The sequence below is a fragment of the Kribbella sp. NBC_00482 genome (assembly GCF_036013725.1).
In the GTDB taxonomy this organism is placed as follows: Bacteria; Actinomycetota; Actinomycetes; order Propionibacteriales; family Kribbellaceae; genus Kribbella.
Map to the genome: position 1 here is coordinate 2,945,124 of NZ_CP107881.1, position 24,253 is coordinate 2,969,376.

Below are 24,253 nucleotides of genomic sequence, written 5' to 3' on the forward strand. Positions count from 1 at the left end.
CCATGTCCGTAGCCCCCTCACCGGCGCGGCCGATCGCCGTCCAGATCCGCATCGGCGGACGCTGGATCGCCGGCCAGGAGCTGGGTCGCAGGACCGGGACGGCCGGGACCGACGAGGTTCTCGTCAGTCACCACGGCCATCTCGTCTGGATCGACCAGAGCTCCGTCCGCGAAAGCTGAATCCCCTTACAGGTAAGGCTTTTCAGCAAAGAGTTTTCGCAACCAGGTTACCGATCTCGACCGCCGACTCTGACCCCGTCGGGTCGAACAGCGTCCTGGTCAGCGCGAACGTGACCCCTGAACGCGTGTCCGCCCAGGCCACACTGCCACCCATGCCCGGCCAGCCGAACGACGCCGGGCTCTCCTCAGCGGCCGACCCCAGCCGGCCGATCGCATAACCGAGCGCCATTGTCGCCGGATTGCCGAGCAGTTCGTCCTGCGCGACCAGCGCCGGTCCGGTGATCGCCGGGACCGCCTCCGGCCGGACCAGCCGGACCCCGTCCACCTCGCCGATCAGGGCGGCGTACAGCTTGGCGATCCCACGTGCGTTGAGGATCCCGCTCGACGGGTCCTCGATCGCGAGCTCCTCTGGCTGGTTCAGTACGGCGGCCCGCGGCTGCATCGCCCGCGGTACGACGTTCTCGAACATCTCGGCCAGCATCGCGAACGTCTCGTCGGCGCCCTCGGGCTCCACGAGTTCGGCGAGCCGATGCCGCTGATCCACAGGCAGTGCGAAGAAAACGTTTTCCTGCAGGCCGAGCGGAGTCACGATCTCCCGCAGTACGTCGGAGATCGTCCGGCCCGTCGCGCGACGCACGACCTCACCGACGAGCAGGCCGAAGGTCTCCGCGTGGTAGGTCATCTTCGTGCCCGGTTCCCACCAGGGCTCTGCGACGGCCAGGCGCTCTGCTTGTTCGGGGAGCGTTTTCCGAGTCGTGTCGGGTGGCAATGCGGGCAGGCCGACGGAGTGCGTCAGCACGTGCCGCAGTGTCGCCTTGTCCTTCCCGTGCGCCCCGAACTCGGGCCAGATCTCGACGATCGGCCGGTCGTAGTCGAGTACGCCGCGATCCACCAGCACGTTGGCGACCGTCGCGGACGCGCCCTTGCCGGTGGAGGCAGCGAAGTACAGCGTCTCCGAGGTGACGCCGTCACCGGCCACCGCGTCCACGACGAGCTCGCCGTGTCGATACACCGCGACCTGCAGACCGAGTTCGGTCTCCACCAGTTCGTCGATCCGCCGCTGCACCACGTCCTGAAGCTCCATGCGGGTACGTCGGTGCTGCGGCGGGATGTTCGACACGGTGTCAAACGTAGTCGTGCGCGAACTGGATCGTGCGCGCTCGCTCCGCCTCCGTCCCGACCGGGCAGACCAGGAACTCCGTCGTACCGGCGTCCGCGAACCGCTGCAGCTCCTTGGCCACCGTCTCCTCGTCACCGAGGACCGCGGTGTCCTCCGGGCCCGCCTTGCCGCCGCGGTCCAGGACCGCCCGGTACGCCGGCATGTCGCCGGCCGCCCCGAACTGGTCGTGGATCCATTGCCGGGTCGCATCCGGATCGTCCGTGACCGCGACGCAGACGCCCGCGATCACCTGCGGCTCGGGCCGTCCTGCTGCGGTTGCGGCGCGGTCGATCGTGGGGCGGATGAAGTTCTCGATCACCTCAGGACCCGCCCAGCTGGTCGTCGTACCGGCGGTCAGCTCGCCGGCCGTCTTCAGCATCCGCGGACCGAGAGCGGCCAGGATGAGCTCGGGCGTCTCGGCGCCGGTGATGTCTATCTGCCCGCAGGCGGTCAGCCGCTCGCCCACGTAGTCGGTGGGCTCACCGGCCAGCAGTGGGCCGAGCGCCTCGACGTACTCACGGACGAAGGCCGCCGGTCGGTCCATCGGCAGACCGAGCATGCCTTCCACCATGTGCGGATGGCTCGCGCCGACCCCGAGCGTCAACCGGTTGCCGGTCAGCACCTGGACGCTGAGCGCCTGCGCCGCGAGCGCCAGCGGATGCCGCGGGTACACCGGCACGACGCCGACGGCGTACCCGATGGTCGAGGTGTACGGCGCGACGCCCGCGATCAGCGTCAGCGCGTCCCACCCGAGCCGCTGGCTGAACCAGACCCGGTCGATGCCGGCGTCCTCGGCGGCCTTCGCGGCGGCGCCGATCTCGTCGATGGTCTTGCCCTCTTCGTCGATCCACAGTCCGATCCTCATGTCCACCAGTCAACGAGTCCGGAGGCCGCCGACCCAGACGCAGTTACGCTGTGCAGCGATAAGGGATCGTGATCGCCGGAGGTGTCCGATGGAGCTGCGGCAACTGCGGTACTTCGTGACCGTCGCCGAGGAACTGCACTTCGGCCGTGCCGCCGAGCGGCTCAACATCGTGCAGCCGGCCGTCAGCCAGCAGGTCGCGCGGCTCGAACGCGAACTCGGTCTGCAACTCCTCGACCGGTCCTCGCGGCACGTCCGGCTGACCGGCGACGGGGAGCGGATGCTGCGCGAGGCGCGCGCGGTCCTGTCCGCCGCGGATCGGGCCGGCGAGGTGGCCGCGGAGCTTGCCTCCGGGCGTTCCGGCGTACTGCGGATCGGCACGGCGCCGGGGCTCCGGGACCGGCTGGAGCGCGGCCTCGCGGCGCTGCGAGCCCAGACGCCGGACCTCGACCTCAGACTCACCTCGGGCTCCACCGCCGAGTACCTCACGGCGTTGCGGGCCGGTGAGCTGGACTTCGCGTTCGTCCGTGGTGACGTGGCCGCCGCCGACCTGCGCGTGATCGAGCTCTGGCGCGATCCGCTGTCCGTTCTGGTCCCTTCGTCGTACCGAGCCGATGACGGCGTGAAGCTGGTCGACCTGGCAGACCTGCCGCTCCGGCTCCCGTCCGACCAGTGGTTGCGGGACGAGCTGACCGCCGCCTGCCGGGCAGCCGGTTTCGAGCCGCGGATCGGCCGGCCGGCGGACGATCTCGAGGCCGCGATCGTCGAGATGTCGACCGGATCGCCTGCGTGGACCGTCGTCTACGGCACGGCCTGTGAGGCCGCCGAGGGCGCGCTCTGGATGGGGCCGTTCGCGTCGCCACTGAGCGCCCCGGGGCAACTGGTCGTCGGACCGGGGCCGACCGCCGAGTGTGTCGACGTACTGGTGAACGCATTCGGGTGAGGACCTCCGGCGGGCCCTGACAGCTCCGCCGGAGGCCGGTGTTGATTACTCAACAAGCACGGGATCGTACGTGGGAAATCGCGTTCCGAGGAGGGCCCGTCTCATAATGCGCCGAACCGGCGTTTGATGGCTCCCGGTGAACGGTTGCTGACGGTGCGGGATTAAAGTTGGTAGTTGCAACCAAATAGTCAGGTCGGGTGAGGGCATCGCCGGCCGTTTCCGCCACGGAGCAGCACACCCCGCTGCTCCGGTCGTCGCGTTCCCGCCGTACGAAACGGAAGCTGATGTCTGCCACCCAGGCCTCGCCGGCCACACCTGCCGACTCCACGCCTGCCCGATACCGCTCGCGGTACGCCGCCGGCGCCCCCGACCCCGCGCCGTCCGCGCCACCGCCGGCCGCCCCACCAGCCGGAGATCCCGAGCTCTCCCACCGCGAGATCCTGGAGATCCTCGCCGGGCTGCTCGCCGCGCTGTTCACCGCGGTCCTCAGCTCGACGATCGTCAGCAACGCGCTGCCGACGATCATCGCGGACCTCGAAGGCACCCAGACGCAGTACACGTGGGTGGTCACCGCCAGCCTGCTCGCGATGACCGTGTCCACGCCGGTGTGGGGCAAGCTGTCCGACCTGATGAGCAAGAAGCTGCTCGTGCAGCTCGCGATCATCATGTTCGTGACCGGCTCCGTGCTGGCCGGCGCCTCGCACAACGTGCCGTTCCTGATCGGCGCGCGGGTCCTGCAAGGGATCGCGATGGGCGGGCTGATGGCGCTCGCGCAGGCGATCATCGGCGCCGCGATCCCGCCGCGGTCGCGGGGGCGGTACTCCGGGTACATGGGCGCCGTGATGGCCCTCGCGACCGTCAGCGGTCCGCTCGTCGGCGGCGTCATCGTCGACACCTCGTGGCTCGGGTGGCGCTGGTGCTTCTACGTGTGCGTACCGCTCGCCGTACTCTCGCTGATCGTCCTGCAGCGGTTCCTGCACCTGCCGGTCGTACTGCGCGCTCCCGGGGGCAAGGTCAAGATGGACTACCTCGGTGCGGTGCTGATCGCGGGGGCGGCCAGCCTGCCGCTGATCTGGGTCTCGTTCGCGGGCGAACACTTCCCGTGGTGGTCGTGGCAGACCGGCGCCTACCTGGGCGGTACGGCGGTGCTCGCGATCCTGGCCGTGGTGACCGAGACGCATGCGGCCGAGCCGCTCGTGCCGATGCGCGTCGTACGGGAACGGACAACGGCGCTGGCGATCCTCGCGAGCGTCGCGGTCGGGATGGGGATGTTCGGGAGCGCGGTGTTCCTGGGGCAGTACTTCCAGGTGGCCCGCGGGTACAGCGCGACCGAGGCCGGGTTGCTGACCATCCCGATGATGTTCGGGTCGTTCCTCGGCTCGGTGGGATCGGGGCAGTTGATCACCCGGTTCGGGAAGTGGAAGCGGTACCTGGTGATCGGCGCGTTGTTCCTGACCGCGGGGCTCGGGTTGCTCGGCACGATCGACCACACGTCGCCGTACTGGTATGTCGGGCTCGGGATGCTTGCCATGGGCATCGGGATGGGCATGACGATGCAGAACCTGGTGCTCGCGGTGCAGAACACCGTGGACGTCAGCGAGGTCGGGGCCGCTGGTGCGTCGGTCACGTTCTTCCGGAGCCTTGGTGGTGCGGTTGGCGTGTCGGTGCTGGGGGCGATCCTGGCGACGCGGGTGACTGATCTGATTACGGGGCATCTGCGCGAGCTCGGTGCCGGGGCGGCTGCGGCGCAGGGCGGCTCGGGGAGTTTGCTGGACGTGAACTCGCTGCCGGGGCCGATCCAGGAGATCGTGCGGCACGCGTACGGCGACGCGACCGGACGGATCTTCGTGATCGCCGCCGGAGCTGCTTTCGTGAGCTTCCTGGCAGTCCTCTTCATCCGCGAAGTCCCCCTCCGCCAAACCGTCGCGATCCGCCCGTCCGAGGCTGCTGAACCACCTGTGCGTGAAACCGTTCCTGACGATCCGGCCGAGCGGGCTGCGGTGGTTGCGCTTGACGTGATCACGTCGGCGGAGCGTACGGCGCGTGAACGTGAGCGGGAGGCCAGCGAACGGGTCCAGGCCGCCGCGAACACGATCCGTCAGATGCGGACCGACGTCGCGGACCTGTTCACCCGCGTGGACCAGCAGATCGCCGACCTCGAGAGCACTCTTCCGGACGCCGAAATCCCGCAGCCGGCCGCGGCGATCCTCGACGCCCAGCGTCCCGCGGGCGAACTGGTCGACGAACTCCGCCGGTACGAGCTGAGCGTCCTCAGCGCCAGCCAACGCACCGCCGACCACCTCCGCGAAACCGCTCGTACCGAAGCGGATCACCTGCTTGCCGAGGCGCGCGCAGAGGAACAAGAAATCCGCACCCGCATCGCCGAGCTGGAATCCGTCGAACACCGCCTCCTGACCACAGTCCGCGACACCCTCTCCAACACCCCACCCCCACCCGCCGCCCCTTCCACCCACCTAGCCACGCATCAGGTCCACCCACCCGCTCACGAGGCGGCCACCTCCGGCAACGGCTACCCCGACGAACACCACCACCGCCAACCCTTCGGCTGAACCCCATTTGCCTGGCAGACCCAGCAATTTGCCTGGCTGACCCACCAAATGCGGGGTTCCACACCCGTATTCAGGGTCCGGAACCCCGCATCTCGTGGGTAGACCAGGCAAATGCGGCCGTTGGACGGGAGGGGGACGGGTCGGTGCGGGGCAGCGGAGTGTGGGGTTGGGGGCGGAGGGTGTGCGGGGGTGTCGGGGTGGGGTGGCATGCTTCGGGGTAGGCGGCTGTGAGGAGTGGTGTGGGGTTGTGGGACGTGGAGCAGGTGGTGGGGCTGGCGCCTGATCCTGCGTCCGCGAAGGCTGGGCAGGGGCTGGCTCGGGGGGAGAAGTGGTCGGCCTCCGGGGCCACGAATCGTACGGTCTGGGGCTTGTGCCAGGGCAGCGGGAAGCAGCCGTACCAAACGGTCGTGGATCTGGGCGGCCCGGCGTACAAATGCTCTTGCCCGTCCCGGAAGTTCCCGTGCAAGCACGCGCTCGGCCTGCTGCTGTTATGGGCGAAGCACGAGCTGTCACCGGCGGACGAGCCGGACTGGGTGAGGAGCTGGGTCGACCAGCGGGCCGAGCGCGCTGAGCGGCCGGAGCGGAAGCCCGGCGAGGTGGCAGACCCGATTGCGGCGCAAGAGCGAGCGGCCCGGCGCGCAGATCGGGTGTCGGCGGGCTTGGCCGAGCTGGCCGGTTGGCTGGACGACCAGGTGCGGCAGGGCCTCGGCGGGTTCGACCAGCGGGCGTACACCGAGCTGAACCGCCTCGCCGCGCGGATGGTCGACGCGCAGGCGCCAGGAGTGGCGGGAGCAGTACGTCGGGCAGCGGGTGTGGTCGGACGTGGTCACGGCTGGCCGGGTGAACTGCTCGAAGAGCTGTCCCTCGTTCACCTGGTCGTCGCGGCGCACGGCCGTCTCGCGGAGCTCCCGCCGTCGCTCGCCGACACGGTGCAGAGCCGGATCGGCTGGACCACCGAGACGGCCCGCGTACGAGAAGAAGGCGAGAAGGTCGAGGACGACTGGCTCGTACTCGGCCGCGTGATCGAACCCGACGACCGCCTCACGGTCCGTCGCGTCTGGTTGCGTGGGGCAACGACCGGCAGGATCGGACTGATCCTCACATTCGCGGCCGCCGGACGTCCGCTTGACCCGCTCCCGGCTCGTCCGGGTGAGTACGTCCCCGGCGCGCTCTCGTACTACCCAGGCGCTCTCCCGATGCGCGCCCTCCTGACTCAGACCGATCCGCGCCTGCCCGCGCCACGTCCCGCCGGACTCACGGTCCGCGAGGCATTGGCGTCGTACGTCGAGTCGCTCGCCGCCGACCCGTGGAACGAACGCTGGCCGCTGGTGCTGCAGGACGTACGACCCGCACGGCACGGCGACGGCTGGGCGCTGGTGGACGAGGCCGGGGACGGGCTGGAGATCCTTCCGGGGTGGGATGCGTTGAAGCTGCTCGCGGTCTCGGCCGGCGACCCGATCACCGTAGCCGGCGAATGGAACCGCGCCGGCCTCCGCCCGATGACCTGTTGGCATGGCGATCGGCCGGTGATCGTGTGAACGACGATCGGTGGGTGAGAGTGTGAAGGGCTGGGACGGGCTGGTCAGTTCGGCGTTGCTCGGCACCGATCGGCGGCCGCCGCACTTCGACGAGCTGCCCGAGCACATCCAGGAGCGCCTCGGCGACGGCAACCTGCTCGATGCCGCCGCGCTGGCGACCGTGTACAAGCGGGCCGGGCGCAAGCCGCTGCCCGATCTCGAGCCGCTTCCGGCTGCGCCCGGTGAGGATCGGCCGTTGCCGCGGTCGAACGCGGTGAGGCGGTTGGCCGCGATGCTGAGCGGGTTCCAGACGTTCGCGCTGGGTGAGTGGTTGCGTACGGCGGACGCGCACGGCTGGGGTATTCCGCCGGAGCACTTACCCGCGTTGGCGGACTATGCGCGCAATCGTGCGCAGTACCGTCCGCTCGTCATCGCGGCCGCCGGCCGTCGTGCGCGCTGGCTCGCGGATCTCAACCCCGAGTGGCGATTCCTGCACGCAGCGGTTGCTGAGAGCAACGACCCGGAGTTGTGGACGCACGGCAACGGGATCCAGCGCCGTACCTGGTTGCGTGCCGCCCGCACCCAGGATCCCGCCGCCGCACGGGAGGCGCTCGAAGAGGTCTGGCCGACCGAGTCCGCCGCCACCCGGGCCGATTTCCTCGGGCTGCTCGCGGACAACCTCGCGCAACCGGACGAGGAGTTCCTGGAGTCCGCGCTCGACGACCGTTCCCGTGAGGTACGGCGGGTGGCCGCGCGGCTGCTCGCACGGTTGCCGGGATCGCAGTACGGCGTACGGATGACGGAACGCCTGCACGCGCACCTCCTGCCCAGCCAGGGTGTGCTCGCCGTCGACCTTCCGCGCAGTCTGACCCAGTCGATGGAGCGTGATGGGCTCGACTCGCAGAACCCGGAAGGTGTCGGCAAACGCGCGTGGTGGGTCCACCAGATCGTCGCCAACACGCCCTTGCAGGCCATGGACATCACCTGGCTCGAGACGCCCGTCGAGGGGTGTGCTGTCGAGGTCCTGCAGTCCGCCTGGGCCGAGGCCGCTATTCGCGAGAGCTCGGTCGAGTGGTCCCGAGCGATCCTGCAGGCCGGATCGAATACCGGCAGTCGCGGCCCGGCCGAGTTGTTGCGGTTGTTGCCCGCCGAGGAGTGGGCGAGCGCGGTCGATGTACTGCGGAAGAACGTGGACGTTGCCGAGCTGGTCGGTGGGTTGCCCGTGCCGTGGCCCGCTCCGCTCGCGAACATGATCCTCGACCAGCTCGCCAAAGTCGGCACCAACCGCGCCTGGGCCCGCCTCGCCAGCATCGCGGCCCGCGCCGCGCCACCCGACATACTCGACCACCCGATCACCCGCGAACCCACCGGCGAGGAAGACACCTGGCTCCGCCGCCTCGTCGAAACCCTGACCTTCCGCCGCGAAATGTACGAGGAGCTCACATGACCACTGAGGTACTGCGCCCGCATGCGGAGATCGAGTACGCCGACGAACTGCAGGCGTTGCGCGCGACGGACGACAAGCCGCGACCGCCGGCCTGGCTGATGTCGCCGAGCGCCGTGGTCACGTACCTGCTCGGTGGGCAGGCGGGCGACACCGAGATCTCACCGAAGTACGTCGGCCCACGCCGGCTCGTCGAGGTCGCTGTCGCCACCCTCGCGACGGACCGGGCGCTGTTGCTGCTCGGCGTACCGGGCACCGCGAAGACGTGGGTCAGCGAGCACCTCGCGGCTGCGATCAGCGGGGACTCGACGCTGCTCGTGCAAGGTACGGCGGGTACGGCGGAGGAGGCGATCCGGTACGGCTGGAACTACGCCCAGTTGATTGCCCAGGGCCCCAGTGAGGCGGCGCTCGTGCCGAGTCCGGTGCAGCGCGCGATGGCCGAGGCGAAGATCGCGCGGATCGAAGAGCTGACCAGGATGCCGTCCGACGTCCAGGACGCCCTGATCACGATCCTGTCCGAGAAGACGCTGCCGATCGCCGAGCTGGGCATGGAAATCCAGGCCCGTAAGGGATTCAACGTCATTGCCACCGCCAACGATCGCGACAAGGGCGTCAACGAACTCTCCAGCGCGCTCCGCCGGCGCTTCAACACCGTCGTACTGCCGCTGCCCGACTCCGCCGAGGACGAGGTGGAGATCGTGTCCCGTCGCGTGTCGCAGCTCGGTTCGGCGCTCGAGTTGCCGCAGCCGGACGACGCTCTGGAGGAGATCCGCCGCGTGGTGACGATCTTCCGCGAGCTGCGCTCCGGCCGGACCGAGGACGGCCGTACGGCGGTCAAGTCGCCGTCGGGCACGCTCTCCACCGCGGAGGCGATCAGCGTCGTCACCGGCGGCCTCGCCCTCGCGGCCCACTTCGGTGACGGCGTACTGCGTCCGACGGACGTGGCCGGCGGCATCCTCGGGGCGGTCGTCAAGGACCCGTCCGCGGACCGCGTCGTGTGGTCGGAGTACCTCGAAACCGTCGTCCGCGAACGCGACGACTGGGCGCCGTTCTACCGGGCCTGCCGAGAGATCTCCGGATGACCGTTCACCTGCTCGGGATCCGGCATCACGGGCCGGGGTCGGCGCGGGCGGTAGCGACCGCGCTGGCCGAGCTCCGTCCTGATGTCGTCCTGATCGAGGGGCCGCCGGAGGCCGACAAGATCGTCGAGCTGGCGGCCTCGGAGGAGATGGAGCCGCCAGTTGCGCTGCTCGCGTATGCGGTCGACGACTCGACGCGGGCGGCGTTCTGGCCGTTCGCAGTGTTCAGCCCGGAGTGGCAAGCGATCAGGTACGGGTTGGCCGCCGGCGTGCCGGTGCGGTTCTGCGATCTTCCGGCGGCGCAGCAGTTCGGTTCCGCGGGCGGGCGTTCGGTGTCGATGGATCCGCTCAAGACGCTGGCCGAGGCGGGCGGGTACGACGATCCGGAGCGCTGGTGGGACGACGTGATCGAGTCGCGGCGCGGTGGCGCCGAACCGTTCACGGTGATCGCCGACGCGATGCGGGAGCTGCGGCACGGCGAGGTGGCGACCGGCCGCGAGGCGCAACGCGAGGCCTACATGCGCACCGTTCTGCGCAAGGCGGTTCGTGAAGGGTTCGAGCGGATCGCGGTGGTCTGCGGTGCCTGGCACGTACCTGCCCTGGAACTACCGTTGCCTCCAGCAACACATGATGCACGGATCCTGAAAGGCCTGCCGAAGCGGAAGGTCGCCTGTACCTGGGTGCCCTGGACGCACGGCAGGCTGGCGGCGGTCAGCGGGTACGGCGCCGGCATCACGTCACCTGGCTGGTACCACCACCTGTTCACCGCGCCCGACCAGATCACGACCCGCTGGCTCTCCAAGGTGGCGCAAGTACTGCGCAACGAGGACCTGCCTGTCTCCAGCGCGCACGTGATCGAGGCGGTGCGGCTCGCGGACACGCTCGCGGCGATGCGCGAACGTCCACTCGCCGGGTTGAGCGAAGTGACCGAGGCGACGCGGGCAGTGCTCTGCGGCGGGAACGACGTACTGCTGGATCTCGTGACGCGCGAAGCGGTTGTCGGTGAACTGCTCGGGTCGGTGCCCGGGGAGACGCCGCAGGCGCCGGTGGCGGCAGATCTGGCCGCGCACGCGCGGCGGTTGCGGATGAAGCGGGATGCGGCCGAGCGGGTGATCGAGCTCGACCTGCGGAAGTCGAACGACCTGGAGAAGTCCAGACTCCTGCACCGGTTGCGGATTCTCGGCGTGCACTGGGGCGTACCGGCCGCCGACGAACGGCGGGCGCAGGGCACGTTCCGGGAGATGTGGCGGCTGGCCTGGGATCCGGGGCTGGAGGTGGAACTCGTTGCTGCGGGCGCTCACGGTACGACGGTGCTCGGCGCTGCGACGTCCGTGATGCTGAAGTCCGCGGACTCGCCGACGTTGGCCGATGTCACGGCCGCGTTGGAGAAATCGCTCCTCGCCGACCTTGCGGAAGCGCTGCCGCCGCTGCTTCGAGGCATCGACACCCGTGCGGCCGCTGACGCCGACGTCGGGCACTTGATGGCGGCATTGCCCGCGCTCGCACGAGCCTCGCGGTACGGCGACGTACGCGGAACCGATACGGCTGGGCTGGCCTCGGTGGCGGGGCGGATGGTGTCGCGGGTGTGTGCGGGTCTCGCGCGGACCGTTCACGGGCTGGATCCGGATGCGGCGGCCGCCGTACAGGATCTGATCGACGGGGTGCAGGATGCGACGGTACTGCTGGCCGAGGATGTGCGGTCGGAGTGGCTGAATACGTTGCAGGGGTTGAGTGATCGGGCGTCTGTGCCGCCGTTGATCCGCGGGCGGTTGACGCGGTTGATGCTGGATACGTCGCGGTTGCCGGATCATGAGGTCGCGCTACGGCTGGGGCGTTCGCTGTCACCTGGTACGGCGACGGCGGACGCGGCCGGGTACGTCGAAGGGTTCCTGGCCGGCGGTGGGTTGCTGCTGGTGCACGACGAGCGGCTGCTGGCGATGGTGGACGGGTGGCTGGCGGCGATCCCGGACGACGCGTTCGTGGAGGTGCTGCCGTTGCTGCGGCGTACGTTCGGCACCTTTGCGGCGCCTGAACGCCGCTCGATCGGCGCTCGAGCCCGGGTCCTTTCAGATCCTGGCGCCGTGGTCGTTGCTGACGACAACGACCTCGATGCTGAGTTGGCCGCGACCGCGTTGCCGGTGGTCGCGCAACTGTTGGGGGTCTCATGAGTGACGAACGTCTGCGCCGCTGGCGGCTCGTCCTGGGCGGTGAGGCCGAGGAGGAGACCGGTACGACGTTGTCGGCCGAGGACCGCTCGGTCGATGCGGCGCTGGCCGCGTTGTACGACGCCGCGGAGGGGGAGTCGGGTACGCAACGGTCCGCCGGGTTGGGCGCGTCGGCGCCCCGGGTGGCTCGGTGGCTGGGCGACATCCGGCAGTACTTCCCGAGCACCGTCGTACAGGTGATGCAGCGGGACGCGGTTGAGCGGCTCGGGATCACGCGGATGCTGATGGAGCCGGAGCTGCTGGGCGCGGTCGAGCCCGACGTACATCTGGTGTCCACGTTGCTCGCGCTCAACGAGGTGATGCCGGAGGAGACCAAGCAGACCGCGCGGGACGTGGTCGGCCGGGTCGTGGCCGAGCTCGAGGCGCGGCTCGCCGAGCGGACTCGGGCGGCGGTGACCGGTGCGCTCGATCGGGCCGGGCGGACGGCGCGGCCACGGCATTCGGACATCGACTGGGACCGGACGATCCGGGCGAACCTCAAGCACTTCTCGCCGGCGCTCGGGACGATCGTGCCGGACCGGCTGGTCGGGTACGCGCGCCGGAACCACAGTGTGCAGCGGGACATCGTGCTGGCGATCGACCAGTCCGGGTCGATGGCGGAGTCCGTCGTCTACGCGTCGCTGTTCGGTGCGGTGCTCGGGTCGATCCGGACGTTGCGGACCTCGCTGGTCGTGTTCGACACCGCGGTGGTCGACCTGACCGATCAGCTCGAGGATCCGGTCGACGTACTGTTCGGGACGCAGTTGGGCGGCGGGACCGACATCAACCGGGCGCTCGCGTACTGCGAGGAGCTGGTCACGAAACCGGCCGAAACGGTGCTCGTGCTGATCTCGGATCTCTACGAAGGCGGAGTTCGGGAAGAGATGTTGCGTCGGGCGCGTTCTTTGGTGGAGTCCGGCGTACAAGTGATTGCTCTGCTGGCGCTCGCGGACTCGGGTACACCGTCGTACGACGCCGAGAACGCGGCCGCGCTGGCCGAGCTCGGCGTACCGACGTTCGCCTGCACACCGGACAAGTTCCCTGACCTGATGGCCGCTGCCATCCGCCACGAGGACATCGGCGGCTGGGCAGCAACCAACATCACCTGAGAGGTACCTCGATGTCGACCGTCGAACTGACTCGCTTCCGTGTCCTGCCGTCGCGCTCGGAGGAGCTGCTCGCGGCGCGCGCCGACATGCTGAAGGACTTCGAGGCGGACCGGGCCGGCTTCCTCGGCGCACGGCTGGTGCAACTCCCGGACAACGAATGGCTGGACATCGTCGACTGGGCCACCCCGGAAGACTTCGCCGCATCCCGCGAGAAGGGCGCCAACCTGCCCGGCATCGCCCGCTTCTTCGCGGCGATCGACGCCCTCGTCGTCGCAGAAGAAGGCGTCAGCGCGGCGGGCTAACCAGCGACCTCCAGGATGTCGATCTCGGTGTACGGGTCGGCCTCGGCGAAGCGGAGGGCCCATTGGACGGCTTCCTCCTTGGTGTCGACGCGAATGATCGAGACGCCCGCGACGAGCTCCTTGGTCTCGGCGAACGGCCCGTCGATCACCCGCGGCTGGCCCGGCGCCGGGAATGTCACGCGGGCGCCACGGGAGCTCGGCATCAGGCCCTCGCCGAGCACCAGCACCCCGGCCTGACGCATCTCCTCGAGTACGGCGTCCGCCCGCTCGAGGATCTCCGGATCCGGCGCGTTCCCGGCCTCCAGGCTGTCGTTGGTCTTGTGCAGCAGCATGTACCTCATAGCGCTGACCTTAATCCGGTCCAGAACGCTTCCGGCACCTCATATTCGTGCCACGCCGCCACCTCGGCGATCTCCCGCGGGCTGCGCGCCCCGACGACCACGGCCGGTACGGCGGGATGCGTCAGAGGGAACTGCACCGCAGCAGCCAGCGGAGGTACGCCGTACGCGCTGCAGACCTCCCGCAGTACGTCGATCCGCCGCAGCACGTCCTGAGGGACCCGCTCGTACCCGTGCGGAGCCCCGTCCGCGGTGTCGGCGAGCACCCCACCGTGAAACACCCCCGCGGCGAGCACAGCCACCCCGAGCTTCTCGCACAACGGCAGCAACTCATCCGCGCCCGACTGATCCAGCAAGCTGTACCGCCCTGCCAACAAGATGACATCCACGCCGGTGGTTTCGCGGAGGAACTGGGCGGCTACGTCGGCGTGGTTGACACCGAGGGAGATGGCCCTGATCGTGCCTCGGCCGCGCAGTTCGACGAGAGCGTGGAACGCCTCGGTCGACGCTTTCGTGAAGTCGAGCTCCGGGTCGTGGATGTGCAGTATGTCGACCCGGTCGATCCCCATCCGCTCCAGACTCGCCTCGAACGACCGGATCGTGGCGTCGTACGAATAGTCCAGCCGCGGCCCCACCCCGGCCGGCGGCTCCGCCCAGATCGGCTGCAGATCCGGCCCGCCCGGCTCGATCAACCGCCCCACCTTCGTACACAGCACGAACTCGTCCCGCGGCCGCCCCCGCAACGCCAGCCCGGCCCGCTGCTCCGACAACCCGTACCCGTACACCGGCGCCGTGTCGAACAACCGCACGCCCAACTCCCAGGCCCGGTCGATCGTCGCCACCGCCTGCCGCTCCGGCACCGCCGCGAACATCCCCCCGACCGAAGCAAGCCCCAGCCCCAACTCACTGACCCGCAACCCCGTGCTCCCCAACTCCACCATCCGCATGACCCCAGACGCTATGTGCCTGCACCGACAGGAACCGCCATGCAGGCAGAAGTCCGGTTTCGGGCCCGATTCGGCCCGTTTATCCGACTTCTGCCTGCAGGGCGGTCCGCAAACCTTCCCTCGGTGTGGGTGGGCGCGGGAGCATGCGGGGATGGGTGAGATCGCGGAGCGGTACCGGCGGCGGGCCGAGGGGTTCGAGCGGAAGGTTGCGGCGGTGCGTCCCGATCAGTGGGGGAACCAGTCACCGTGCGCGAAATGGACCGCGCGGGACGTGGTCGAGCACGTCGTCACGATGCACGCGGTGATGCTGACGCCGGTCGCGCGGAAGCTGGAGCCGGCCGACGACCCGCTGACCGCGTTCCAGGAGGCGCGGGCCGCGATCGAAGACGTACTCGACGACCCAGTGGCCGCGCTGACCGAGACCGACAGCCCGGCCGGGCGGCTGACCACCGAGCAGCACATCGACCAGGTGGTGTCCGACGACCTCGTCCTGCACGGCTGGGACCTGGCGCGCGCCACCGACCAGGACGAGACGATGGACGCGGCCGACGTCGAGCGCCTCTGGGCGACCGCTGTCGCGATCCCGCCCGAGCTGATGATGAAGTACCGGACGCCCGGCGCCTTCGGCGAGGGCATCGAGGTGTACGGCGCCGAAGTACTGGTCGAGCCGGAAGCCCCGCTCCAGGACCGCTTACTCGGGCTGCTCGGCCGCGAGCCGTGACAGGGTGCTCGGCGCGTAGTAGCTGCTCGGGTCGTCGCAGAGAGGCGCTTGCCTCAGCTCCTCTGGATCCCGCATGAGGAGCGCATGCCCCTTGGCGATCGCCGGGTCCAGGTACTCGTGGCCCGGGAGGTCCGCAACCGCCGTACGGCAACCGAGCGCCATGCCTTCGAACAGCGCGGTGGTCGACACACCGACCTGGTACGTCGCGGTCGCGAGCAGATCGAGCGTACTGCCGCCGGTCGACAGCTGGACGCCGGCCGGAATCGTGTAGTCCTCAGCACGCTCGCTCGGGTGCAGACGGTAGAGAACCTCCAGGTCAGAGTGCTCCTTGGCGACCGCGTCCGCGACCTCGACGAGTTCCGATCCAACCGTCCCCTGCGACAAGAAGACGACCCGGCGCGACTCCTTCGGGCCAGCAGGCGGCAGGAACGGCGCACCCATCACGTCGGTCCGCATCCCGGCGGGCAGGTCCGCGACATCGGTCCAGTACGACCCGAAGCACCACAGCTCGTCCGGCTGATCCGCGACCATGGGCCGGCCCGGGTAGCTGTACCCGAGGTGGAACGGGCTGATCGCGCCGTGCTGCAGCTCGACGACGCGGATCCCGAGATCGCGGGCGGCGCCAACGATGTGCTGGTGGAAGTACGCGACGACCAGGTACACCGTCTTGATCCGGTGCTTCTTGAGGAGCGCGCGGTACAGGGCGCGGAGCCGCAGGTGCTTCGGGATCTCACGCGCCAGCAGCCCGCCGATCGGGACCCGGACACCGGTGAGTTTCTCGAGCGCGGTCGCGATGCCGCGGTCGTCGGCGGTACGGCGGTGGACCGCCCCGGCGGCCGACGTGAAGAAGTCCAGGTTCTTGCTGCCCGGAAGCGGGGTGCCGTTGATCCCGGAATCCAGGACCAGCGCACGGTCGCCGAGCGCGGCGCGGAGTTCGTCGGTGTAGATCTCGACACCGTTCGGTTTCCGCGGATGCGGGACGACGAGGGCGTCGTACCGGCCTGGGAACGGGGTACGCGTGACGATCCCGGCGACGTGTTTCCCGACCAGGGCAGCCTTGTCGTACGGCGTACGCCGTACCGGATGTGGAGCGCCGTGGATCCCGGTGCGGCGGGTCAGCTCATGAAAAACGCGCATCCGGATGATCGGCCAGGGGTGCGCTTCCCGGATCTGCCACTCGAGCAGCTCCAGGTCCCGCTCCACCGTCCAGATCGCCCGGCACAGCTCCGCCACCGTCGGCCGAACCGTGCCGTTCCCGGTACTCGTCATGGTTGATCCCTACTATCCCCGCGAGGCTTCCGACGCCCGAGAAGAACCGGCGGACTGCCTTCAGCAGGTGCGTCTTCCGGCCGAGCAGCAGCCCGGCGAGGGCGAACCCGATCGCCGAGATCACCCGGGCCGAAGCATAGGCCAGCACCAGGACGTAGCTGACCGCGCCCGGGCGGATCAGCAGGCGGCTGATCGTGTCGCCGCTGCCGGACCGGAAGGCCCGCCGTACCAGCCAGCGCAGCGTGGTGCGGCCGACCGGGACCTCCTCGGCGATGCAGGCCTCCTCGCACCAGACAATGCGGAACCCGGCGCGGTGCACGCGGAGGAAGAAGTGCAGGTCGCTGGAGCCGGTGTACCGGAACGCGGGGTGGAATCCCGGGGTGACCGCTTGGTACACGCGGCGGCTGACCAGCGTGTTGTTCGTGTACGCCTTCCGGAGCTCCTCGCCGGTGGTGTGCCGGCCGGTGGAGTCGTGCACGTCGCTGTAGGCGTTCCACGGCGGCGCGCCGGGCGGGAGATTGCCCTTCACCGGGCCCGTCACGACGTCGGCGCCGGTGGACTCCCAGGCCTTGAGCAGGGTCGCCAGCCAGCCGGGCGGGGCGACCTCGTCGTCGTCGACGAAGATCAGCGCGTCGTCGTTCCAGCAGAGCTCGACGGAGCGCTCCCGCGCGAAGGGGATCCCCGGCTCCGCTTCCACGACCGACTCGATCGGGTACGGCGTACCGTCCCCGAACTCCTCCAGCACCCGCGCGGCCGACCCTTCCGCGTCGTTGTCCACCACGACGATCCGGATCGCGTACTCCCCGTCCGAGGGCAGCTCCTGCGCCTGCAAACTCGTCAACAACCCCCGCAACAGAGCAGGTCGCCTGAAGGTAATCACCGCGATGGCGACACTCGTGCTCATGCCGCCCGAGACTATCGGTCCCCACCCACAACCGCCCATCCAACGCGTGTGACATTCCCAGCCCACCGCGCGCATGTCGGCACAAGCCCCGGAGACCGGGAACAGGCAATTGCCTGTCCCCACCCCCCGCCGCCTATCCCCAGTCCAATCAACTCAGCCGTCGCCGGGGCTGTCTGCGGGGGTGACGGAGATGAGGGGGAGGCCGAGGTCGCGGATTCGGGCTAGTAGGCCGTGGAGTTCGGACTGGTCGGTGATGGTGCCTCGGAGGGTGGTGGTGTCGTCGGGTTCGGGGGTGAGGGTGAAGTCGGCGAACCAGCCGGACCAGGTCGGGTCGAGTCGCCCGGCGACCCTGACCTCGTAGACGGTCAACTCCCGACGGCAACCGGCTGCCGCACCGATGTTGTCGTCGTGCGCCAGAGCGAGTAGCCGAGGGCAATCATCGCGATGCCGTTCGGGTAGGCCAGCAGGCGGTAGAGCGAGTCCGGCGCAACGGTCAGCGCCGCGGAGACGAGACCGCCGACGGCCAGCAGGACCGTCGCCCAGCGAGCGAGCACCCGGGCGCGGAAGAGCGCGATCCCGAGCAGCAGGCCGCCGGCCAGGTAAGCGAATCCTTGTACCTTGATGACCGTCCCCAGCGTCCCGATATCGCCGGCCGCGTGGCCGCCGGTCGCCACCTCGACCACGTCACCCACGTATCCGGGGCTCGTGCCCGCGATCGACGGCAGGACGTACGCCGAGACGTACGTCGTGCCGATGATCAACAGGTAGCCGAACGCGAGTACGACGTACCCGATGAGCCCGACGACGCCGTTGCGGCGGATCTGGCTCAGGTACAGGCCGGTGATCCCGACCAGCGCCAGCGCCGCCATCAGCAGCTTCAGCGTGTTCCGTACGGCGAGTTCGGTCGTGAGGATCGAGTTGACGTCCACGTGCGGGTGCCCGATCTGCACCCCGATGAAGATCGCTCCGGCAGCGACGGCGGCGGCGCCGGCTGCCCGGGTCAGTGTGGTTGCGGTGATAGTCATTCCCAACTCCCTCGTTAGCGTTGTTGGGAACGTAGGCCGCGAGGTGGTGAGCAGGCGTCACCACATATGGTGATTTAGAGCAGGCCGCGTTCGTGAGCGCGGCGTACGGCGCCGGAGCGGTTGGTTGCACCGAGCTTGGTGAAGATGCGTTTCGTGTGGGTGCGCAGGGTGTTCAACGAGACGTAGAGCCGGCGTGCGATCTCCGGGCCGGTGAGCTCGGTGTCGAGGAGCCGCAGTACGTCGAGTTCCCGCTCGGTCAGGGGGTCCGGCAACGCCGTCGGTGCTTTCAGGAGTCGGCGTACGAGGGGTTCGTCGGGGGCCGCGTCCTGCAGCAGTGCGAGCATCGGAGCACCCTCGTCCAGAAACAAACGTACGTATCGGTCGGGCTCCGGCGCTGCGGCGAGCGCCTGGCGCAGGGCAGCGAGAGCAGCCGCCCGTCCGCCGCGCACGTGAAGCGCAAGCGCCCGCAGTACGTCGATCTCCAGCAGACTGCCTGCCCGCTGCGCGGCGTCCCCGCGCAGCCTATCGAGCAGTCCGAGGACGTCGTCTCCGCGGTGAATCAGCAGCCGCGCAAGGGTCAGCTGCTCGTACTCGTGCAAGTACGACACCGTGTCAGAGATCCCGGCTGCCCAGGCGCCGGCCGCAACAAGGTCCCCGGCCGCGAGGTGTACCCGCGCCCGCATCGCCGCGATCGGCTTCAGCTCGGGATACGTCCCGCGCCGGTACAGTTCCTCCGCGTCGTCCAGCAGCTGTAGAGCAGCAGCGAAGTCGCCGCGCGCGACCTGCACCTGCGCCATCGCGACGTCCCAGCGGTGCCGGTTCTCGGTGATCGAGCCGCGCTCGGCGAGGATCCGTGAGGTCTCGAGATGGGCCTCCGCGCCGGCGAGGTCGCCCAGCTCCCGGTCCAGCTCGGCCAGGCCTACGTGAAGGTCCGCCGTGACCCGCGGATACGGCTCGCCGCTGCGGGTGGCTGCCGCCAGCGCCTGCTCAAACGTTTTCCTCGCCTGCGACGGCCGCCCCGCGGCCATCCACAGATCGCCCATCACGACCACGGTGTCCTGTACGTCGGTCAGGTTGCCCGCCGCGTGGAGACTGCGGACCGCGGCCGCGAACTTCGCCAACCCTTGCTCGACATCGCCCGCCGCCCACGCCGCCAGCCCGACGAACCCGCCCGCGGCGCCACGGATGAAATGATCGTCCGGCCCAGCCAGCTCGAGCGCCTTCTCGGCACACAGGACCGTGGCGGCGACATCACCACGCGCCTGCGCCAGCGCCGCCCGATAGACCAAGACCAAGGCCGGAGCGGTTCGCAGATCCTCCGTGTCCGCCCAAGCCCCGTCCGCAGCCGGACCGGCCGTCAGTGCGGCCTCAGCGTCATCGAGCCAGCGCGCCATGTGGTCCAGTTCGCCGGCCATCATCGACGACCACGCCGTCGTGATGCAGAGCACCGGACGCCGCCGTACGACGGACTCCGGCAGCGAGCGGATCCAGCCCAGCAGCAACGGATCGTCCCGCGCACGCCGTACCTCCGGCAACGCCTCCTCGATCAAGAACGCAGCCCGTTCCTGATCACCAGCCGCCAACGCATGTCGTACGGCGTCGGGAGCCATCCGCTCCGCGGCGTACCACTCGCTCGCCGCCCGATGCAGCCCCGGCAGCTCCTCAGGCCGCTCGGCGAGCAGACGAGCACGCAGTACGTCGCGGAACAGGTGGTGGTACCGGTACCAGGTCCGACCGGCATCCAGCGGGACCACGAACACGTTGCCGCGATCCAGCCCGTCCAGCACCCGATCGCTGCCGCTCTGACCGGTGACCGCATCACACACGGCACCGGTCAGCCCATCGAGCACCGCCGTACGGAGCAGAAAGTCCCGCACCGCCGCAGGCTGCCGCGCGAGCACCTCGTCGGCCAGATAGTCGATGACGAACCGATGGCTGCCGGTGAACGCATCGATGAACCCACCGACATCGGACACACCACGCAACGAGAGCGCAGCCAACTGGAGTCCGGCGACCCACCCCTCGGTCCGCCCCTCCAGCGCCAGTACGTCGTCCGCGGCCAACCGCAGCCCCATGACGTCGTTGAGAAACGCACCCGCCTCCGCCGCAGCGAACCGCAGGTCGTCCACACGTATCTCGGTCAACTGCCCGCGACCACGCAGCCGGGCCAGCGGGAACGGCGGGTCCGCGCGCGTCGCCACGACCAAATGCAGCTGATCCGGCAAGTGATCGAGCAGAAACGCCACGGCTTCGTGGACGTCGAGCGCTTCGATCACGTGATAGTCGTCGAGTACGAGCACAGCGTCCGGCTGAGAGACGTAGTCGTTGACGAGAGCAGTCAGCGCGGCCGCCGTCGGTACGTCGGCCGCGGGCGGTGCCACCCGGATACCGGGGAGGGCTGCCCAGAGGTGCGCCAGGAACCGGGGGAGCGCGTTGTCGCCGTCGTCGAGCGACAGCCAGCCCACCCGCTCGTGACCGGCCGCCCACTCGGCGACGAGGGTCGTCTTGCCGAATCCGGCCGGCGCGGACACCAGAGCGAGCCGATGACCGGGCGCCAGAGTGCTGTCCAGCCGCTCCACGAGCCACGGCCGCGCCACCAGCCCGGACCGCCGAGCCGGCGGGAACAGTTTCGTGGCGAGCACCGTGGTCGGCACCTACGGATCATAGATGCCGGGGAGCTGTAACGCCGAGGGTCGCTCCAACGATTTAAGGCCTGGACCGAATGTGTCGGTCCACTCTGCTTGGGGGTCCCCCGTTGTCCCGTCCCACCCAATTGCTGCGCCTGGCCGTGCCCGCGGCCCTCGTCGCAGCCGGCTTGGTCGCCCTCTCCGGATCGTCCGGCACCGCCGCGGTCTCCGCCGAGCCGAACGTTCTGCACGCGAAGTTCCGGCCTAGCACTGCTAGCGGCCCCGCGTACGACGCCAAGTCCGTGATCGTGAAGTTCAAGCCGAAGGCCACCACCTCGGCCCGGAAGGCCGCGCTGGCCAAGGCCAAGGGCACGCCCGACGTGTCGGTCACGTCCGACGTGGTCACCGTGACCGGTGACGCACCGGCGCCCGAGTTGCTGAAGAAGGTCAAGGCCGATCCGTCGGTCGAGCTTGCCTCGCTCAACTACATCCGGAAGAAGTCCGCGACCCCGAACGACTGGCTGTACACGAACTACCAGAAGTACCTGTCGACCGTCCGCGTCAACAGTGCCTGGGACCTCTCGAAGACCGCCGGCACCCAGACGATCGGTGTCCTCGACACCGGTGTCGACGCCGGCCACCCGGACCTGGTCGGTCACCTGCTGCCCGGCTACAACACGTTCAACACGGCCCTGCCGCCGAACGACGGCGACGGCCACGGTACGGCGGTGACCGGCATCATCGCGGCCGGTACCAGCAACGGGATCGGCGTCGCCGGCGTCGCCTGGAACGCCAAGGTCCGCCCGGTCAAGGTGCTCGATGACGGCGGCTCGGGCGACGACTCGAACCTGATCAACGGCATCAACTGGGCGGTCAAGAACGGCGTCCGGGTGATCAACATGTCGCTCGGCGGCGAGGGTGACGACCCCGTCCTGCACCAGGCAATCCAGAACGCCGTCGCCAAGGGCGTCGTACTGGTCGCCGCGGCCGGCAACTCCGGCGGCGACTCGTCGAACCACTTCCCAGGGGCGTACCCAGAGGTCCTCTCGGTCGGCGCTACGAACCAGGCCGGCGTACTGACCAGCTTCAGCAGCTACGGCGACGCGGTCGACATCGCCGCCCCCGGCTACGACATCACCAGCACCGCGCCCCGCGCGCAGACCGAGGCCGGCTACGAGCCGTACTGGCTCGGCCTCAGCGGTACGTCGTTCTCGTCCCCGATCGTCGCCGGCGTCGCCGCCCTCGTCCGCAACAAGTGGCCGTCGCTGACGCCGGACCAGGTGATGGCGCGCCTGAAGGCCACCGCCCGCGACGCCGGCCCGCGCGGCAACGACCCGTACTACGGCGCAGGCATCCTGGACGCCTACCAGGCCCTCGGCGGCAAGTGGACCACGGACTTCCCGCAGGGTGTCGCGGACAAGAACGACCAGCCCGCCCGCGCCGGTGAGCTGATCGCCGGCGTCGCGGTCTCGTCGACGATCAGCGTCGAAGGCGACGTCGACTGGTACAAGCTGCCGACGGACTACGCGCACCAGGTCCGCATCGACGTCAGCGGGCAGATGTTCGACTCGGGTGCCTTTGCCCAGAACTTCGGCCCGGTCGTGTCGGCGTACGACGAGAACCTCAAGCCGCTGGCCTTCGTGCAGAAGCCGAAGCCTCCGGAGGACAGCCAGGGGTACGAGATCCCGCAGCCGCTGACCGCATCGACATACGTCACCGTCCCTGCCGGACCGATGTACGTCGCGGTCCGGAACGCCAACGGGTCGCGGGACAGCCGTACGTACTCGCTGAAGGTCACCAACGCGGACGGCAACGTCGGCCCCGCGCCGATCGACGCGTACCCGGTGCGGGACGTGCAGCCGACGAATCTGTCCTCCGGTGTCTCGGTCCTTGCCAAGCCCACGGTCTCCTTCCCGCGGGAGGTCGACGAGAACAGTGTCACCAACGGCGGCGTGAAACTGCTCAACGGCAAGACCGGTGCGGTGATTCCGGCGACCGTCACCTACGACCAGTCCGTCCGCCGGGCGGAGATCACGCCTGCGTCCCCGTTGGCTGAGGCGACGCCGTTCCGGATCGTCGCCGACGGTGTCGTCTCGCTCGATCCCACGGTGCCGATGGTGCCGTTCACCTCGGTGTTCAGCACCGAGGACCTCGCCCCAGGGCGGGTGCAGCTCGTCGGGGTCGGCGCCTACCTGGCCGCCAACCTGACGTGGACGATCCCGCCGACCACGGACCTCGACCAGGTGATCATCCGGCGGAACGTCGGGAGCAAGGCGCCGACGCCGACGACCGGGACGCTCGTCTACGCGGGCACCGGGGGCTCGGTGAAGAACACCGGGCTCGCGCAAGGTACGACGTACACTTATGCCGCCTGGATCAAGGACCGGGCCGGGCACTACAGCGCCCAGGCCGCGGTGAAGCAGCTGCTCGGGATGAAATCGGGCATCAGTGTGACGTCGACGCTGATCAACTACGGCGGGGCGATCACGATCAAGGGCAGTACGCTCCGGATCGACAACGTGGCGTACGCCGGGTTGCCGGTGAACGTGTACGTACGGCCGAAGACGTCCTCGAAGTTCACGCTGCTCGCGGCGCTGAAGACGTCCGCGACCGGGACGCTCTCGGTGACGCACAAGCCGCTCGTGTCGTCGGTCTACATGCTGACGTTCCCGGGCAACGGGATCCTGATGGGCACCCGCACAGTCGACGTCACCGTCCAGGTCAGGCCGACGATCTCGGCCGCTCTGTCGCCGGCCTCGATCCGCCTCGGCGGGACAACCGCGTTCAGCGGCTACGTCGCTCCGGCGCACGCGGGGCAGAATGTCTATCTGCAGCAGTACGGCAGCAAGGTGTGGAAGTCGATCGCCTCGGTGAAGCTCACCACCTCGGGCAAGTACGCCTTCGGCATCAAGCCCGCCGTACGCGGCCAGATCGCCTACCGCGTCTACTTCCCCGGCGACGCCGACCACGCCCCGGCCTACACGGTCAACAAGATCGCCACCATCAGCTGACGACAGTGGTGCCCACCGGCAGGCAGCCGGTGGGCACCCGGTC

The 24,253-nt window shown here is 69.4% G+C and carries 20 protein-coding genes; 11 read left to right on the top strand and 9 right to left on the bottom strand.

Annotated features, from left to right (window positions below; all coding sequences use genetic code 11):
• Positions 1-2 precede the first annotated feature (2 nt).
• Positions 3-179: a hypothetical protein gene (locus OHB24_RS14830; RefSeq protein WP_327639587.1), complete on the top strand. Its 177-nt coding sequence runs from the start codon at positions 3-5 to the stop codon at positions 177-179.
• A gap of 22 nt (positions 180-201) precedes the next feature.
• On the opposite strand, the gene OHB24_RS14835 is transcribed toward OHB24_RS14830, so the two are convergent.
• On the bottom strand, positions 202-1,299 hold the full coding sequence (locus OHB24_RS14835; RefSeq protein WP_327639588.1) for a serine hydrolase domain-containing protein: 1,098 nt from the start codon (positions 1,297-1,299) through the stop codon (positions 202-204).
• A gap of 4 nt (positions 1,300-1,303) precedes the next feature.
• Complete coding sequence (locus OHB24_RS14840; RefSeq protein ID WP_327639589.1) at positions 1,304-2,203, bottom strand: TIGR03564 family F420-dependent LLM class oxidoreductase; 900 nt, start codon at positions 2,201-2,203, stop codon at positions 1,304-1,306.
• An 88-nt stretch (positions 2,204-2,291) separates the two neighbouring features.
• Here OHB24_RS14840 and OHB24_RS14845 point away from each other — a divergent pair, with 88 nt between their 5' ends.
• The 8 genes from OHB24_RS14845 (at position 2,292) to OHB24_RS14880 (ending at position 13,368) form a co-directional block, all read left to right on the top strand.
• Complete coding sequence (locus OHB24_RS14845; protein WP_327639590.1) at positions 2,292-3,143, top strand: LysR family transcriptional regulator; 852 nt, start codon at positions 2,292-2,294, stop codon at positions 3,141-3,143.
• A gap of 284 nt (positions 3,144-3,427) precedes the next feature.
• The gene (locus tag OHB24_RS14850) at positions 3,428-5,713 is read left to right on the top strand and encodes an MFS transporter (RefSeq protein ID WP_327639591.1); all 2,286 of its coding nucleotides are present in this window, start codon (positions 3,428-3,430) and stop codon (positions 5,711-5,713) included.
• A 239-nt stretch (positions 5,714-5,952) separates the two neighbouring features.
• Positions 5,953-7,251, top strand: coding sequence for an SWIM zinc finger family protein (locus tag OHB24_RS14855; protein ID WP_327639592.1), 1,299 nt, complete (start codon positions 5,953-5,955; stop codon positions 7,249-7,251).
• A 10-nt stretch (positions 7,252-7,261) separates the two neighbouring features.
• Positions 7,262-8,677, top strand: a complete 1,416-nt coding sequence (locus OHB24_RS14860; RefSeq protein ID WP_327639593.1) for a DUF5691 domain-containing protein — start codon at positions 7,262-7,264, stop codon at positions 8,675-8,677.
• Entirely contained in the window at positions 8,674-9,756 is a 1,083-nt protein-coding gene (locus OHB24_RS14865; RefSeq protein ID WP_327639594.1) for an ATP-binding protein, read from the top strand. The genes OHB24_RS14860 and OHB24_RS14865 overlap by 4 nt, the downstream gene beginning before the upstream one ends.
• Positions 9,753-11,921 (top strand): DUF5682 family protein, encoded by a 2,169-nt coding sequence (locus tag OHB24_RS14870; protein WP_327639595.1) that lies wholly within the window; start codon positions 9,753-9,755, stop codon positions 11,919-11,921. The genes OHB24_RS14865 and OHB24_RS14870 overlap by 4 nt, the downstream gene beginning before the upstream one ends.
• Positions 11,918-13,066 carry a VWA domain-containing protein gene (locus OHB24_RS14875; RefSeq protein ID WP_327639596.1) on the top strand — a complete coding sequence of 383 codons (1,149 nt, stop codon included), beginning with the start codon at positions 11,918-11,920 and terminating at the stop codon, positions 13,064-13,066. The genes OHB24_RS14870 and OHB24_RS14875 overlap by 4 nt, the downstream gene beginning before the upstream one ends.
• An 11-nt stretch (positions 13,067-13,077) precedes the next feature.
• Positions 13,078-13,368 (top strand): hypothetical protein, encoded by a 291-nt coding sequence (locus OHB24_RS14880; RefSeq protein WP_327639597.1) that lies wholly within the window; start codon positions 13,078-13,080, stop codon positions 13,366-13,368.
• Here OHB24_RS14880 and OHB24_RS14885 read toward each other — a convergent pair.
• Together OHB24_RS14885 and OHB24_RS14890 are read right to left on the bottom strand one after the other, a co-directional pair.
• Positions 13,365-13,709, bottom strand: a complete 345-nt coding sequence (locus tag OHB24_RS14885; protein WP_131466408.1) for a YciI family protein — start codon at positions 13,707-13,709, stop codon at positions 13,365-13,367. The two genes, OHB24_RS14880 and OHB24_RS14885, sit on opposite strands and share 4 nt — an antisense overlap.
• On the bottom strand, positions 13,706-14,653 hold the full coding sequence (locus tag OHB24_RS14890; protein ID WP_327639598.1) for an aldo/keto reductase: 948 nt from the start codon (positions 14,651-14,653) through the stop codon (positions 13,706-13,708). Before OHB24_RS14890 ends, OHB24_RS14885 begins: the two co-directional genes overlap by 4 nt.
• A 151-nt stretch (positions 14,654-14,804) precedes the next feature.
• Between OHB24_RS14890 and OHB24_RS14895 the strand changes: the two genes are divergently transcribed.
• Entirely contained in the window at positions 14,805-15,374 is a 570-nt protein-coding gene (locus OHB24_RS14895) for a TIGR03086 family metal-binding protein (RefSeq protein ID WP_327639599.1), read from the top strand.
• Here OHB24_RS14895 and OHB24_RS14900 read toward each other — a convergent pair.
• The 5 genes from OHB24_RS14900 to OHB24_RS14920 all read right to left on the bottom strand — a co-directional run bounded on the left by OHB24_RS14900 (position 15,345) and on the right by OHB24_RS14920 (position 21,226).
• Complete coding sequence (locus OHB24_RS14900) at positions 15,345-16,511, bottom strand: hypothetical protein (RefSeq protein ID WP_327641070.1); 1,167 nt, start codon at positions 16,509-16,511, stop codon at positions 15,345-15,347. The genes OHB24_RS14895 and OHB24_RS14900 overlap by 30 nt on opposite strands.
• Entirely contained in the window at positions 16,495-17,547 is a 1,053-nt protein-coding gene (locus OHB24_RS14905; protein ID WP_327639600.1) for a glycosyltransferase, read from the bottom strand. The genes OHB24_RS14900 and OHB24_RS14905 overlap by 17 nt, the downstream gene beginning before the upstream one ends.
• Positions 17,548-17,700: 153 nt before the next feature.
• Positions 17,701-17,916, bottom strand: coding sequence for a hypothetical protein (locus OHB24_RS14910; protein ID WP_327639601.1), 216 nt, complete (start codon positions 17,914-17,916; stop codon positions 17,701-17,703).
• Complete coding sequence (locus OHB24_RS14915) at positions 17,913-18,572, bottom strand: hypothetical protein (RefSeq protein WP_327639602.1); 660 nt, start codon at positions 18,570-18,572, stop codon at positions 17,913-17,915. Before OHB24_RS14915 ends, OHB24_RS14910 begins: the two co-directional genes overlap by 4 nt.
• A 74-nt stretch (positions 18,573-18,646) precedes the next feature.
• Positions 18,647-21,226 carry a LuxR C-terminal-related transcriptional regulator gene (locus tag OHB24_RS14920; protein WP_327639603.1) on the bottom strand — a complete coding sequence of 860 codons (2,580 nt, stop codon included), beginning with the start codon at positions 21,224-21,226 and terminating at the stop codon, positions 18,647-18,649.
• A gap of 101 nt (positions 21,227-21,327) precedes the next feature.
• Between OHB24_RS14920 and OHB24_RS14925 the strand changes: the two genes are divergently transcribed.
• The gene (locus OHB24_RS14925; RefSeq protein WP_327639604.1) at positions 21,328-24,210 is read left to right on the top strand and encodes a S8 family serine peptidase; all 2,883 of its coding nucleotides are present in this window, start codon (positions 21,328-21,330) and stop codon (positions 24,208-24,210) included.
• Positions 24,211-24,253 lie beyond the last annotated feature (43 nt).

Bases quoted from the DNA above. Each gene is read 5' to 3' on its own strand.
- OHB24_RS14830 (WP_327639587.1), top strand. From the start codon at position 3: ATGTCCGTAGCCCCCTCACCGGCGCGGCCGATCGCCGTCCAGATCCGC.
- OHB24_RS14840 (WP_327639589.1), bottom strand. From the start codon at position 2,203: ATGAGGATCGGACTGTGGATCGACGAAGAGGGCAAGACCATCGACGAG.
- OHB24_RS14845 (WP_327639590.1), top strand. From the start codon at position 2,292: ATGGAGCTGCGGCAACTGCGGTACTTCGTGACCGTCGCCGAGGAACTG.
- OHB24_RS14850 (WP_327639591.1), top strand. From the start codon at position 3,428: ATGTCTGCCACCCAGGCCTCGCCGGCCACACCTGCCGACTCCACGCCT.
- OHB24_RS14865 (WP_327639594.1), top strand. From the start codon at position 8,674: ATGACCACTGAGGTACTGCGCCCGCATGCGGAGATCGAGTACGCCGAC.
- OHB24_RS14870 (WP_327639595.1), top strand. From the start codon at position 9,753: ATGACCGTTCACCTGCTCGGGATCCGGCATCACGGGCCGGGGTCGGCG.
- OHB24_RS14875 (WP_327639596.1), top strand. From the start codon at position 11,918: ATGAGTGACGAACGTCTGCGCCGCTGGCGGCTCGTCCTGGGCGGTGAG.
- OHB24_RS14880 (WP_327639597.1), top strand. From the start codon at position 13,078: ATGTCGACCGTCGAACTGACTCGCTTCCGTGTCCTGCCGTCGCGCTCG.
- OHB24_RS14885 (WP_131466408.1), bottom strand. From the start codon at position 13,709: ATGAGGTACATGCTGCTGCACAAGACCAACGACAGCCTGGAGGCCGGG.
- OHB24_RS14890 (WP_327639598.1), bottom strand. From the start codon at position 14,653: ATGCGGATGGTGGAGTTGGGGAGCACGGGGTTGCGGGTCAGTGAGTTG.
- OHB24_RS14895 (WP_327639599.1), top strand. From the start codon at position 14,805: ATGGGTGAGATCGCGGAGCGGTACCGGCGGCGGGCCGAGGGGTTCGAG.
- OHB24_RS14900 (WP_327641070.1), bottom strand. From the start codon at position 16,511: ATGCGCGTTTTTCATGAGCTGACCCGCCGCACCGGGATCCACGGCGCT.
- OHB24_RS14905 (WP_327639600.1), bottom strand. From the start codon at position 17,547: ATGAGCACGAGTGTCGCCATCGCGGTGATTACCTTCAGGCGACCTGCT.
- OHB24_RS14915 (WP_327639602.1), bottom strand. From the start codon at position 18,572: ATGACTATCACCGCAACCACACTGACCCGGGCAGCCGGCGCCGCCGCC.